The organism is Leisingera sp. ANG-M7, from assembly GCF_000813965.1.
Lineage (GTDB): Bacteria > Pseudomonadota > Alphaproteobacteria > Rhodobacterales > Rhodobacteraceae > Leisingera.
In genome coordinates, this window is the sequence record NZ_JWLI01000028.1 from 1 (window position 1) to 13,191 (window position 13,191).

A 13,191-nucleotide genomic window follows, 5' to 3' on the forward strand; every position below is an offset into this window, starting at 1 on the left:
ACTCACCGGAGGCGCCGCACAGAAAAACGCGGCGCCTTCAGACTATGGCAACCTGTGCCTGCAATCCTGACGGCACTGCAAACTGACTGGGGAACCCATTGTCTTCGCGAAACTTATTAATCATCACCACGGACCGGAATTTTGCCCGCACGTTGCAGGGTTACATGGAGTCCGCCTACCCCGGCATGAAAGTGCTGTTGGCCAACAATCTGATGATGGCCTACAATCAGGCAGAGGCTGCACAGCCGGTTTNNGCCGGTTTTTGCCTTTGTCGAGGACGGTTTCACCAAACTGCCCGAATTTGAGATGATGATGGCGCTGTTCTCCGCCATGGATACCCGCTGGGTTTCCGTGATGGATACCCAGGGCGCCACACCGGCCCGAAAATCCTCGCCGCTTCTGGATGTCGGCGCGGGCATTTTCGAACTTACGAAATCCGACCACCCAAGCCAGTTTGCCCAGTATCTGGACATGATGCTGAATGCGCCGCGCCGCAGTGCCCGTGCCGCAGCAAGTGCTTCGGCTGCACGCCCTTCCGCCACAGCTGGAAATGTCAAGAAGCTGATCCTGATCGGGTCCTCGACCGGCGGCGTGGAAGCGCTGCGCAATGTGCTGGTCGGCTTTCCATTCGACTGTCCGCCAACCCTGATCGTGCAGCACACCGGCAAGAACTTCGGCTCCGGCCTGGTATCGTTGCTGGACCGCATCTGCCCGGCCCGCGTGCGTGCGGCCGAGGACGGCATCACTCTGGAGCCGGGCCACGTTTACATCGCTGCCGGCCAGCGCCGTCACATGGGACTGACCAGCCGCAAGCCCCTGCGTCTGCGGATGAAGGAAGGCCCGGATATTTCCGGCCACACACCTTCTGTTGACGCTCTGTTCACCTCTGCCGTGCCATATGGGAAGGACGTTGTTGCCACTATTCTGACCGGCATGGGCCAGGACGGGGCCAGGGGGCTTCTGGAACTGCGCAAGGCCGGCGCCAAGACCTTTGCCCAGGATGAGAAATCCTCAGTGGTCTACGGCATGCCCCGGGTGGCCTGGGAAATGGGGGCTGCCCAGCAGCAGGTGCCTCTGACCCGGATGGCCAATACACTACTACAGGCCAGCAAGGTCTGATCGAACCGCAGGAAGGACCTGACTTTGACTACTGTTTTCGCCAATTCGAAATCCGTTACGGTTCTGCAAGGGGAATACCGGGTGAGCACAGATCCTAAGATCATGTTCTCCACGGTCCTTGGTTCGTGCATTGCTGCCTGCATTTATGATCCGGAAAATGGTGTGGGCGGGATGAATCATTTCCTGCTGGCCAACGCCCGTCAGGGCGGGGCAGCCAATGCCCGCTATGGCATCCATGCTATGGAGCTGCTGATCAACGGGGTTCTCAAGAAGGGCGCGATCCGCTCCAATCTCAAGTCCAAAGTGTTCGGCGGTGCGAAGATGTCAGCCAACCTGTCGGACATTGGTGCTTCAAATGCCGATTTTGTACAGCGCTTCCTGCGTGATGAGGGCATTCCAGTGATCTCTTCCAGCGTTGGTGGCACCTCGGCGCGCCGGGTGCGTTTTCATGCCTGTTCCGGTGCGGCCCAGCAGACCCACGTGAAGGACGACCGCAAGCTCGGCGAAATGGAGCTCCGCGCCGCCGCGCGTCCCGCACCCGCACCCGCTCCTGCGGCCGCTGGTGCAGGCGCTGGCGTTGTCGATCTTTTCTGACCAGCAGCCTCGGCCCTCATCCGGGCTGCATAGCTGCTGAGCCGGGGCAAGAATTTCCGTTTGCCCGTTCCGGCCGGCAGAGGTAGTCCCTTAAGGGACATGAGCGCAAACCTGGCTTCATTCCTGAATTCATTGGCTTCGCCGGTATTCCGGCGGAGCCTTGTTGCTGCCGGGGCCCTGGTCCTGGGCGTGGCCGGTCAGCTGCAAGCCGGGATCACCGTTTTTGCCGCCGCCAGCACCAAAACCGCATTGGATGAAGCCGCGGCTTCCTACCAAGCGGGTACCGGCCGGGATGTGACGCTCTCTTATGCAGGCTCGCCTGCGCTGGCCCGGCAGATCCAGCTGGGCGCACCAGCAGATGTGTTCATTTCAGCCAATCCCGGCTGGATGGATGTCCTGCAGCAAGAGGGCCTGATCGATGAAGCCTCACGCCTGGACTTGCTGGAGAACAGGCTGGTTCTGATCGCGCACGGGCGCAACGTGCAGCCGCTGGACCTTGAAACCGCGGACTTGGCGCGGCTGCTGGGCGAAGGCCGCCTGGCCATGGCACTGGTGGATGCGGTGCCTGCGGGCATTTACGGCAAGGCGGCGCTGACGGCGCTGGGGCTGTGGCCGGATGTTGCCTCCAAAGTAGCACAAACCGCCAATGTGCGCGCGGCGCTTGCGCTGGCTGCTTCCGGTGAGGTGCCGATGGGAGTGGTTTACGCAACCGATGCCCGTGCAGAAGCCGGCGTCGCGGTCATTGCTGTCTTTCCGGAAGACAGCCACCCGCCAATTCTCTATCCTGCTGCAGCGGTCGCGGATGGCAAAATGGCCGAGGCCAAGGCGTTTTTGGATTACTTGCAAAGCCCGGCAGCCAGAGAGATTTTCCTCCGGCACGGGTTTGGAGTGCCGGAGCAGTGAGCATTGAAACCGCATGGCTGGGACCCGAAGAGTGGCAGGCGGTGATGCTGTCGCTGCGGGTTTCGATCTGGGCAACTCTGGCGGCCCTGCCGCTGGCGGTTTTTGTGGCCTACGCGCTGGCGCGCTGGCAGTTTCCCGGCAAGCAGGTCGTGAACAGCCTGGTGCACCTGCCGCTGATCCTGCCGCCGGTGGTTACCGGCTATCTGCTGCTGATGGTGTTCGGCACCAAGGGTCCGGTGGGCGGCGCATTGCAGCAGATCGGCATTGTCTTTGCCTTCCGCTGGACAGGGGCTGCGCTGGCCGCCGCCATCATGGCCTTTCCGCTGATGGTGCGGGCCATCCGCCTGTCGGTTGAGGCGGTGGATCCCAAGCTGGAGCAGGCCGCAGCAACCCTTGGCGCATCCCGCCTGATGTGTTTTGCCACCATCACTCTGCCGATGATCCTGCCCGGGCTGATCGCCGGCGCGGTGCTCGGTTTTGCCAAGGCAATGGGTGAGTTCGGCGCCACCATCACCTTTGTCTCCAGCATTCCTGGGCAGACCCAGACGCTGCCCTCGGCGATCTATACGTTCCTGCAGGTGCCGGGCGGCGAGACCGCGGCGCTACGGCTGACCCTGGTGTCGATTGCTATCGCCCTGACTGCTCTGCTGCTTTCGGAACTGCTGGCGCGGCGGGCGGCTGACCGGGCAGGGGGGCGCTAATGCTGACAGTGTCGCTGCAACACGCGCTGCCGGGGTTCGGGCTGGATGTGCAGTTTGAGGCCCCGCCAGGGGTCACCGTGCTGTTCGGCCGCTCCGGCACCGGCAAAACGACGGTGATCCAGGCAGTGGCCGGGCTGCTCCGGCCCGATCAGGGCCGGGTGGCGCTGGAGGGCGAGGTGCTGTGCGACACCAGGCGGGGTCAATGGCTGCCGCCGCACAAGCGCCGCATGGGCTATGTGTTTCAGGAGGGGCGGCTGTTTCCGCATCTGACGGTGCGGCAGAATCTGCTGTTCGGGCAATGGTTTGCGCCGCGGGATGCCAAGCGCGAAAGCCTGGAGCGGGTGGTGGACCTCCTGGGCATCGGCCCGCTGTTGCAGCGCCGTCCCGGCCGGTTGTCCGGCGGCGAGAAGCAGCGGGTCGCCATCGGCCGGGCGCTGCTGGCCGCACCGCGGATGATCCTGGCGGATGAACCGCTATCGGCCCTGGATGAGGCCCGCAAAGCGGAAATCCTGCCTTATTTCGAGAAGCTGAGGGACGAGATCGGCATCCCAATGCTCTACGTCAGCCACTCCGCCGCCGAGGTTGCCCGGCTGGCAACCACCGTGGTTGTGCTGCAGGACGGCAGGGTGCAGCGGCAAGGAACAGCCGCAGAGGTTCTGGGTGATCCCGCGGTCATGCCAGCCGGCGTCCGTGCCGCAGGTGCGTTGCTGCAGGCCCGGGTGGCAAGGCACCACAGCGACGGGCTTACAGAACTGGATGCAGGTGGCGTGCCTCTATTCCTGCCGCAAGTCGCCAAGGCGCCCGGCAGCATGGTCCGGGTCAGGATCTCGGCCCATGAAGTAATCCTGTCGCGCCGCCGTCCCGAAGGGCTGTCGGCGCTCAATATCCTGCCGGCGACGGTGGAAAATGTCCGCACTGGCGGAGGTCCGGGCGCGATGGTCTCGCTGACCACGCCGGCGGGGCGGGTTCTGGCTCGGGTCACCCGCCGATCAGCCCAAGCGTTGGGACTGGAACCTGGTGCGGAATGCCATGCCGTGGTCAAAACCGTCTCCATCGCGCCGGAGGATATCGGCAGCGGCAAGTGAGCCGGTACAGCCAGCCTTCAAAATTACCAAGATAATCCTTCAGGTATTCTTGATACGGAAATAAGTTCGGTTGCGCCGGGCAGGCGGGTATCAATGGGGCAGCACTTCAGCAGGAAAGGCAGCCCATGACCAATCGATCCTACTACGCACCGGAAGGCGGGCTGCCGCCTCAGACCCAGCTGCTGACCGACCGCGCCATGTTCACCGAAGCCTATGCGGTAATCCCCAAGGGCACGATGAGCGACATCGTGGCGAGCCTTTTGCCGTTCTGGGACAAGGCGCGTTTCTGGGTGCTGTCGCGACCCCTGTCCGGCTTTGCCGAAACCTTTTCGCAGTATATCGCCGAGGTGCAGCCCGGCGGCGGCAGCGACCAACCGGAAACCGAAGCGGGCACTGAAGCAGTGCTGTTCGTGGTCCAAGGGTCCATGACCCTGACCATCGACGGCACCGCGCACCAAATGGAAGAGGGCGGTTATGCCTTTCTGCCGCCGCAGGCCAATTGGACCCTGCGCAACAACAGCGATGCGCCGGTGCGCTTCCACTGGATCCGCAAGGCCTATCAGCAGGTTGCGGGCTTGGACGCGCCGGAGGCCTTTGTCACCAGCGACAAACACATTGATCCGACCCCGATGCCGGAAACCGAGGGCAAATGGGCGACCACCCGTTTCGTGGACCCGAATGACCTGCGCCACGACATGCATGTCACCATCGTCACCTTTGAACCCGGCGCGGTGATCCCCTTTGCCGAAACCCATGTGATGGAGCACGGGCTTTATGTACTAGAGGGCAAGGCGGTCTACCGGCTGAACCAGGATTGGGTTGAGGTCGAGGCAGGCGATTACATGTGGCTGCGCGCCTTCTGCCCGCAGGCCTGCTATGCGGGTGGTCCGGGAAAATTCCGCTATCTGCTGTACAAGGACGTGAACCGTCACATGCCGCTGGCGCCGCTGCGCTGAGGGGCAGGAGGTTGCCTGCCGCTCCCGGATGCAGGCTGCTGATCTTCAGGCCAGCTGACTCGCATGTCAGCTGGCCTGTTCATTATTCTGAAGAACCCACCATGCATGCATTGCATGGAACATGTCCGTCAGGGCCAGCGCCTTGGCGGTTGCCGTGTATTCCACCCTTGGCGGAACCTCGGGAAAAATCTCCCTGCTTACAAGGCCGTCTTTCTCCAGCGCCCTCAGCTGGCTGGTGAGCATAGTCTGGGTGATGCCTTCAACTTCCCGCTTCAGCTCGCCAAACCGTTTGGTTCCCTGAAAAATCAGCACCTGAAGAATAATCAGCTTCCATTTGCCGCCAATGAGCTGAGCGATGTCCGGCATCGGACAGCGCTTGCCAAATGCCCCGCCAGATTGCGTCGTCTGGAAATTTTTCGGCGGCTCGGCATTCATTTAAAATCCTCCATGGTACGAAAATGATACTAACATGATTTCGAGGAGTTTCGCAGAAAATCAGAGTTGAGGATGCCATTCAGCCGGAACTTGTTGTTGGAAGCAGCCGGGCAATAGTATCGTTTCCCTGACTAAGTAAGAAAATTCTGCCTACTTTTCAATCAATTAACAGACACTATCCTCCTCAGAGACACCTGAAGGAGGCACAACATGACACTCACTATTCACACAATCAGCGGCGCACCCCGGGCCTGGCGTGTTCTCGCGGGCCTGGCCCTCAAGGGGCTGAGCTGGGATCAGAACGTGCTGTCGGCGTCGGACGGAGAGCACAAAAGGGAACCCTTCCTGTCGCTCAACCCGCGCGGCACGGTCCCAGTGCTGGAGGAAGGCGGCTGCGTTATCCGGGATTCCATCGCAGCACTTGCCTGGCTCGACCGGGCCTATCCGGAGCGTCCGATATTTGGATCTTCCCCCGATGAAGCCGCAGAAATCTGGCAGATCACGATGGAAGCAAGCAGCTATCTGCGCGATGCCTGTCATGCGGTGCTTGCGCCGGTCCTGGTGCAGCGCATCGCTCCGGTCCCCGGCAGCCCCGAAGAAGCAGCGCTGAAGACCGCGGCAGAGGCCCTGCACAGGGAGTGCCGCTGGCTGGAAGGGTTGCTGGACGGCAGGCCGTATCTGGCCGGGGATACGCCGAGCGCCGCAGACGCGGTGGCGTTTCCGGAAATCCGGCTGATCCAAAGAGCAGTCGAAACGCGCCACGAGGTGATGGAAAGGCTCGGGTTCGGCTTTCCGCCGGATCACTACCCCCGTCTGGCGGACTGGAAGGAACGGATGAGCGCGCTGCCGGGTATGGCCAAAACCCTGCCGCCGCACTGGAACGAGCGGACCAGCAGCCCTGCCTCGCGGAATTACAAACGCAGCATTTCCGCCGCCGCCACACCGGGACAGGCTTTTCACGCCCTAACCCAAGGGTTCGGAGATTGGTGGACGGTGCCGGATAATCCCATTCTGCAGCCCGGCGACCGCGCCAGATTCACCTTCCCGCCGGGGCGCTCCTTCTGGACCTTTGAGGCCAAGCGCCTTGTTCCCGGCGAACTTGTCGAGCTGGAATGCGTCGAGGCGCTGCATCTGCACGAGGGACAGCCCAACGGGATCCAGACTGAATGGCTCGGCACCCGCGCGATCTGGCGGATCTTCCCGGATCCGCAGGGCTGCCGCATCCGGTTTGAGCATGAGGGCCTCAGACCTAGCCTGCTCTGTTACGGCATCTGCGAGGCCGGCTGGGACCATTTCTTCGTTTCCAGCCTGAAGGCGTTCCTGGACACCGGTCAAGGCACTCCGCACCGCGCTGCAGAGAAAATACAGCTCTAGGAGCAGGGGGCGTCAGACTGCTGGCGCCCCCATCCCTTGCGACAGTTTCTGCGCGGCGTCCTTGACCAGGGCGCCGATACCGTCGATGCCGCCGTCGGGCATCCGTGCAGTGGGGCCGGAGATGGAGATCCCCGCCAGCACCTCGCCCTGCATGCCAAAGACAGGGGCCGCAACACAGCGCATGCCCTGCGCCTTTTCCTCGTCGTCGAATGACCAGCCGCGGCTGCGGATCTGCACCAAATCTTCGCGTAGGGCATCCGCAGAGGTCAGGGTTTTTTCCGTGAACCGCTCCAGCGAGCGCCCGCGCAGGAAACGGGCCAACTGGTCCTCCCCGAAACAGCTGAGCAGCGCCTTGCCGATGCCAGAGGCGTGCATGGGAGAGGTGGTGCCTGGCGGGAAGAAGGCCCGGATCGACTCGTGCGTTTCCACTTGGCTCACGAACATCACGTCGCCGCCGCGTTCGATGCCGAGGTTGGAGGTCTCGCCGGTTGCCTCCATCAGCTCCCGCATCACCGGCCGGGCGCGTTCAATGACGCTGGAGCGGCGCAGGAAGGCGGAGCCGAGCCGGAACGCCATAGCGCCGATGTGCCAGGTCTGGCTCTGCGGCTCCATCTCGACGATCTGGCGCGCCTCCAGAGTGGACAATACCCGGTACATGGTGGCTGCCGACTGATCGAGCGCGGAAGAAAGCTCTGTCAGCGTCATGCCGCTGGCCCCGGCCAGCGCATCGAGCACGTCCAGCGCCCGGTCAAGCGACTGGATGGTAGTCGGCTGGCTGGCGGAATCAAAGCTCTTGGGGCGGCCTTTGCGGCGCGGCGGCTGGGACATTTTCAGGTCTTTCTTGGCAATTCAAGCAGCTGCTTATGGATAAAACTGAAAATCACTTCTGTACAGTGAAAAAACTAAAGCCTTTGTAATTAAGGTGTAATTCTCCATTTTCACAGTTTTTGAAAGCTTTTTTCAAAAAAATTCCCCTGTGGACGGCTTCCCCTTACAGTGAGGGAAATCGCCACAGGAGGGCACGACATGAGCTTTCAAAATCCGGTTTTCATCCCCGGTCCGACCAATATGCCCGAAGCACTGCGCAAGGCAGTGGACATGCCGACGCTGGACCACCGCTCGCCGCTGTTCGGCCAGATCCTGCACCCGGCACTGGCCGGGGTGAAGAAGGTTCTGAAAAGCGAGAGCGCCGAGATTTTTGTCTTTCCGTCGACCGGCACCGGCGGCTGGGAAACCGCGATCACCAACACGCTGAACGCAGGCGACAAGATTCTGGCCGCCCGCAACGGCATGTTCAGCCACCGCTGGATCGACATGTGCCAGCGCCACGGGCTGGACGTTCAGATCGTTGAAACTCCCTGGGGGGAAGGCCTACCAGCGGACCGTTACGAGGAAATCCTGACCGCCGACACCGCGCATGAGATCAAAGCGGTTCTGGCGACCCACAACGAGACTGCAACCGGCGTGAAATCCGACATCGCCGCCGTCCGCCGCGCGCTGGACGCAGCCGGCCATCCGGCACTGCTGTTTGTTGATGGCGTGTCCTCGATCGCCTCGATGGACTTCCGGATGGATGAATGGGGTGTCGATATTGCCGTTACCGGCTCGCAGAAGGGTTTCATGCTGCCGCCGGGCCTCGCCATCGTCGGCTTCTCGCCCAAGGCGATGAAAGCTGCCGAAACCGCGACCCTGCCGCGCACCTTCTTTGATATCAAGGATATGGCCAACGGCTATGCCAACAGCGCCTATCCCTACACGCCCTCCGTCGGCCTGCTGAACGGTCTGAACATGGCTTGTGGTATGCTGCTGGACGAAGGGCTGGAGAACGTCTTTGCCCGCCACCACCGGATTGCCGAGGGCGTCCGCGCCGCGGTCCATGCCTGGGGGCTGGAACTGTGTGCCGTGTCGCCGGACGTCTACTCCGACAGCGTCAGCGCCATCCGCACCCCGGACGGATTTGACGCCAACAAGTTCGTGAGCCTGGCGGCCGAGAAATACGGCGTCGCCTTTGGCACCGGCCTGGGTGAGGTCGCGGGCAAGGTGTTCCGCATTGGCCACCTGGGCAGCCTGACCGATGTGATGGCGCTCTCGGGCATTGCCACCGCAGAAATGGTCATGGCCGACCTGGGCCTCAACATCCAGCTGGGTTCCGGCGTTGCTGCTGCGCAGGATTACTACCGCGGCAACACCGCCTCCAGCACCAAGGCCGCCGCCTGATGAAGGATACCGCGATGTATATCCCGACCTATGAGGACATGCTGGCTGCGCATGAGCGCATCCAGCCCCACATCCGCCGCACGCCGGTGCGCACCTCTGCCTACCTGAATGAGCTGACAGGAGCAGAGCTGTTCTTCAAATGCGAGAACTTCCAGGAGCCGGGCGCCTTCAAGGTGCGCGGCGCCACCAACGCGGTGTTCGGGCTGGATGAGGCGCAGGCCGCCAAGGGCGTCGCCACGCATTCCTCGGGCAACCATGCCTCCTGCCTGTCTTATGCGGCAATGCTGCGCGGCATCCCGTGCAACGTGGTCATGCCGCGCACCGCACCGCAGGCCAAGAAGGACACCGTGCGCCGGTACGGCGGGCGGATCACCGAATGTGAGCCCTCGACCAGCTCGCGCGAGGAGACCTTTGCCAAGGTGCAGGCCGAGACCGGTGGCGACTTCGTGCATCCTTACAACGACCCGCGCGTGATTGCGGGGCAGGGCACCTGTGCCAAGGAGTTTGTGGAGCAGACCGACGGTCTCGACATGGTTGTGGCCCCGATCGGCGGCGGCGGCATGATCTCGGGCACCTGCCTGACGCTGTCGACGCTGGCACCGGAAACCCAGGTGATCGCGGCAGAGCCGGAGCAGGCCGATGACGCCTACCGCAGCTTCAAGGCGGGTTACATCATCGCCGATGATGCGCCCAAGACCATCGCCGACGGACTGCTGGTGCCGCTCAAGGACCTGACCTGGCATTTCGTCAGCAACCACGTCAGCGAGATCTACACGGCATCCGATGCCGAAATCATCTATGCGATGAAACTGATCTGGAAGCACCTGCGCATCGTGATGGAGCCGTCAAGCGCGGTGCCGCTCGCCACCATTCTGAAAAACAAAGACGCCTTCGCGGGCAAACGCGTGGGCCTGATCGTCACCGGCGGCAATGTCGACCTCGACAAGCTGCCCTGGATGAACAGCTAAACTGGGGAATAGAAACATGAACGCACAGACCAAATTCGAAGAACTTGAAGTCGGCTATGACGTCCCGGCAATCCCGGGCATGGACGAGGCTGACATCCAGACCCCGGCGCTGGTCCTCGACCTGGACGCGCTGGAGCGCAACATCAAGAAGATGGGCGACTATGCCAAGGCGCATGGCATGCGCCACCGGGTGCACGGAAAGATGCACAAGTCAGTGGACGTGGCCAAGCTGCAGGAACGCCTTGGCGGCGCCGTTGGCGTCTGCTGCCAGAAGGTGTCCGAGGCCGAGGTCTTTGCCCGCGGCGGCATCAAGGACGTGCTGGTCTCCAACCAGGTGCGCGACCCGCAAAAAATCGACCGTCTGGCCCGCCTGCCCAAGCTGGGCGCCCGCACCATCGTCTGCGTTGACGATCTGGACAACGTGGCGGACCTGTCAGCAGCAGCGCAGAAACACGGCACCGAGCTGGAAGTGTTTGTCGAGATCGACTGCGGCGCAGGCCGCTGCGGCGTGACCACCACCGAAGCCGTGGTTGAGATCGCCAAGGCGGTGAACGCGGCTGAGAACCTCAAGTTCTCCGGCATCCAGGCCTATCAGGGTGCGATGCAGCACATGGACAGCTACGAGGACCGCAAGGCCAAGCTGGACATCGCCATCGCCCAGGTTGCTGATGCAGTTGAGGGCCTGAAGGCCGAAGGCATCGCCTGCGAACTGGTCTCCGGCGGCGGCACCGGCTCCTACTACTTCGAATCGAACTCCGGCGTGTACAACGAGCTGCAGTGCGGCTCCTACGCCTTCATGGACGCGGATTACGGCCGCATCCTGGACAAGGACGGCAACCGGATCGATCAGGGCGAGTGGGAGAATGCCTTCTTCCTCTACACTCAGGTGATGAGCCACGCCAAGGCCGACAAGGCCATCGTGGACGCAGGCCTCAAGGCGCAGTCGGTCGACAGCGGCCTGCCCTTCATCTTCGGCCGCGACGACGTGGAATACATCAAATGCTCGGATGAGCACGGTGTGGTCTCCGACCCGAACGGCGCGCTGAAAGTGGGCGACAAGCTGCGCCTGGTCCCGGGCCACTGCGACCCGACCGCCAACGTGCATGACTGGTACGTCGGTGTCCGCAACGGCAAGGTCGAAACCGTCTGGCCCGTCTCGGCCCGCGGCAAAGCCTACTAAGCAAACGATCCCCGAACTGGCGGAGGTGCGCATGCCGCCCTCCGCCGGCTTTTTTTGTTGAGGAGAAACAGACATGTATATCGTTCCGGAAAAGGCGATTGCGGATCTTGTGACCCGCGAAGCCTCGTTCGATGCGGTCGAGAAGGTCTTTGCCGCCATGGCTTCGGGAGATGCCTACAACTTCCCCGTCGTGCGTGAGGCAATCGGCCACGAGGACGCTCTTTACGGCTTCAAGGGCGGCTTTGACCGCGCAGGCCTCACCCTGGGCCTCAAGGCCGGGGGCTATTGGCCGAACAACCTGGAAAAGCGCGGGCTGATCAATCACCAGTCCACCGTTTTCCTGTTCGATCCCGACACTGGCAAGGTGAAGGCGATGGTGGGCGGCAACCTCCTGACCGCGCTGCGCACCGCAGCGGCATCCTCAGTGTCGATCAAGCATCTGGCCCGCCAGGACGCCAAGGTGATCGGCATGATCGGCGCCGGCCACCAGGCCACCTTCCAACTGCGCGCCGCCCTGGAGCAGCGCCAGTTCGAGAAGGTCATCGGCTGGAACTACCACCCGGAAATGCTGCCCAACATCGAGAAAGTCGCGGCTGAGGCCGGTGTGCCGTTTGAAGCGGTCGAGCTGGAAGGAATGCGGGAAGCGGATGTGATCATCTCCATCACCTCGGCCTTCGCGCCCTCGCTGATGGCAGATCACGTCAGCCCTGGTACCCACATCGCCTGCATGGGCACTGATACCAAGGGCAAGCAGGAGGTCGAAGCCGAACTGCTGGTCAAGTCATCTGTGTTCACCGACGAGGTGGCGCAATCCATCTCCATCGGCGAGGCGCAGCACGCCGTGGCGCAGGGCCTGATCCAGGAGTCTGATGTTGCCCAGATCGGCGCGGTGATCAACGGCACCAACCCGGGCCGCACCTCTGACGACCAGATTACCCTGTTTGACGGCACCGGCGTCGGCCTGCAGGATCTGGCCGTCGCGGCTTCGGTCGTTGAGGTGGCCGTAGAAAAGGGCATCGCCATTGAGGTCGATTTCTAAGCCCAGCCAGAAACACATTCTGCAAATATCCGCATAGCGGACCGGCAGGAGAGAGGTGTACCTCTCTCCTGTTTTTCTTTGAGGGACTAAAAACATGTTTCTGGGATTGAGCCTGCTGGTGGTTGGCGTGGTGCTGTGCCTGAACGGCGTCTGGCAGATGGGCCGGATCCAGGACCGAGAGATCATCCTGATCAATGCGGTTGCAGCGCTGGTGTTCTTTGCCACCGTCCTGCTGATCGCGCTGGCGGCGCAGCAGCCGGCGGACCTGCTGGATGCAGGCATGACGCTCTTGTTCGGCACCACCTACCTGTGGGTGGCCTACAACCGCATCTTCGCCTCCAGCGGCGAGGGGCTGGGATGGTTCAGCGGTTTTGTGGCGCTGACCGCCGCGCCCATGGTGCTGCAGGTGCTGATGCAGGCGGACGGGCTGTTCGACGTCTGGCTGGCGGGTTGCTGGGCCGCCTGGTCCGGATTGTGGTTCCTGTATTTCCTGAACCTCGCGCTGCGGCGCGGCAGCCCCCGGCTGACCGCCGCCGCAACGCTCCTGTGCGGGATCTTCACCGGCTGGCTGCCGGGGCTTGCAGTGCTGCACGGGCTGGCCGGCTGAAACGAAAAGAACC

Annotated in this window: 14 protein-coding genes and 1 pseudogene; 13 read left to right on the plus strand and 2 right to left on the minus strand. The window is 62.5% G+C overall.

Going from position 1 to position 13,191, the window contains the following annotated elements:
- Nucleotides 1–98 precede the first annotated feature (98 nt).
- The 7 genes and pseudogenes from RA26_RS23290 to RA26_RS20925 all read left to right on the plus strand — a co-directional run.
- Nucleotides 99–252, plus strand: a pseudogene (locus RA26_RS23290) (chemotaxis protein CheB); the annotation flags it as partial.
- Nucleotides 253–474: 222 nt separating this feature from the next.
- Nucleotides 475–1,119 (plus strand): CheB methylesterase domain-containing protein, encoded by a 645-nt coding sequence (locus RA26_RS20900; protein ID WP_446720185.1) that lies wholly within the window; start codon nt 475–477, stop codon nt 1,117–1,119.
- Between the two features lie 24 nt (nt 1,120–1,143).
- Entirely contained in the window at nt 1,144–1,713 is a 570-nt protein-coding gene (locus RA26_RS20905) for a chemotaxis protein CheD (protein ID WP_039187193.1), read from the plus strand.
- A 99-nt stretch (nt 1,714–1,812) separates the two neighbouring features.
- On the plus strand, nt 1,813–2,616 hold the full coding sequence (modA, locus tag RA26_RS20910) for a molybdate ABC transporter substrate-binding protein (protein WP_052272521.1): 804 nt from the start codon (nt 1,813–1,815) through the stop codon (nt 2,614–2,616).
- Nucleotides 2,613–3,317 (plus strand): molybdate ABC transporter permease subunit, encoded by a 705-nt coding sequence (gene modB, locus RA26_RS20915; RefSeq protein ID WP_039187195.1) that lies wholly within the window; start codon nt 2,613–2,615, stop codon nt 3,315–3,317. Before modA ends, modB begins: the two co-directional genes overlap by 4 nt.
- A complete protein-coding gene (modC, locus tag RA26_RS20920) occupies nt 3,317–4,402 on the plus strand; it encodes a molybdenum ABC transporter ATP-binding protein (RefSeq protein ID WP_039187197.1) in 1,086 nt (361 codons plus the stop codon). The genes modB and modC overlap by 1 nt, the downstream gene beginning before the upstream one ends.
- A 125-nt stretch (nt 4,403–4,527) precedes the next feature.
- Nucleotides 4,528–5,358 carry a bifunctional allantoicase/(S)-ureidoglycine aminohydrolase gene (locus RA26_RS20925; protein ID WP_039187199.1) on the plus strand — a complete coding sequence of 277 codons (831 nt, stop codon included), beginning with the start codon at nt 4,528–4,530 and terminating at the stop codon, nt 5,356–5,358.
- A 66-nt stretch (nt 5,359–5,424) separates the two neighbouring features.
- Here RA26_RS20925 and RA26_RS20930 read toward each other — a convergent pair whose 3' ends face one another.
- The gene (locus tag RA26_RS20930; protein ID WP_039187201.1) at nt 5,425–5,793 is read right to left on the minus strand and encodes a winged helix-turn-helix transcriptional regulator; all 369 of its coding nucleotides are present in this window, start codon (nt 5,791–5,793) and stop codon (nt 5,425–5,427) included.
- A 210-nt stretch (nt 5,794–6,003) separates the two neighbouring features.
- On the opposite strand from RA26_RS20930, the gene RA26_RS22525 reads away from it, so the two are divergent.
- Nucleotides 6,004–7,167: a glutathione S-transferase N-terminal domain-containing protein gene (locus RA26_RS22525; RefSeq protein ID WP_241482710.1), complete on the plus strand. Its 1,164-nt coding sequence runs from the start codon at nt 6,004–6,006 to the stop codon at nt 7,165–7,167.
- A 12-nt stretch (nt 7,168–7,179) separates the two neighbouring features.
- On the opposite strand, the gene bhcR is transcribed toward RA26_RS22525, so the two are convergent.
- Entirely contained in the window at nt 7,180–7,995 is an 816-nt protein-coding gene (gene bhcR, locus RA26_RS20940; RefSeq protein WP_039187203.1) for an HTH-type transcriptional regulator BhcR, read from the minus strand.
- Nucleotides 7,996–8,193: 198 nt separating this feature from the next.
- Here bhcR and bhcA point away from each other — a divergent pair, with 198 nt between their 5' ends.
- The 5 genes from bhcA to RA26_RS20965 all read left to right on the plus strand — a co-directional run bounded on the left by bhcA (nt 8,194) and on the right by RA26_RS20965 (nt 13,178).
- On the plus strand, nt 8,194–9,384 hold the full coding sequence (gene bhcA, locus RA26_RS20945; RefSeq protein WP_039187206.1) for an L-aspartate--glyoxylate aminotransferase BhcA: 1,191 nt from the start codon (nt 8,194–8,196) through the stop codon (nt 9,382–9,384).
- Nucleotides 9,384–10,352 (plus strand): beta-hydroxyaspartate dehydratase BhcB, encoded by a 969-nt coding sequence (gene bhcB, locus RA26_RS20950; protein WP_039187208.1) that lies wholly within the window; start codon nt 9,384–9,386, stop codon nt 10,350–10,352. Before bhcA ends, bhcB begins: the two co-directional genes overlap by 1 nt.
- A 16-nt stretch (nt 10,353–10,368) precedes the next feature.
- Nucleotides 10,369–11,532, plus strand: a complete 1,164-nt coding sequence (gene bhcC, locus RA26_RS20955; protein WP_039187211.1) for a 3-hydroxy-D-aspartate aldolase BhcC — start codon at nt 10,369–10,371, stop codon at nt 11,530–11,532.
- A 73-nt stretch (nt 11,533–11,605) separates the two neighbouring features.
- Complete coding sequence (gene bhcD, locus RA26_RS20960) at nt 11,606–12,571, plus strand: iminosuccinate reductase BhcD (protein WP_039187213.1); 966 nt, start codon at nt 11,606–11,608, stop codon at nt 12,569–12,571.
- A 94-nt stretch (nt 12,572–12,665) separates the two neighbouring features.
- Nucleotides 12,666–13,178 (plus strand): AmiS/UreI family transporter, encoded by a 513-nt coding sequence (locus RA26_RS20965; protein ID WP_039187215.1) that lies wholly within the window; start codon nt 12,666–12,668, stop codon nt 13,176–13,178.
- The last annotated feature ends 13 nt before the right edge of the window (nt 13,179–13,191 follow it).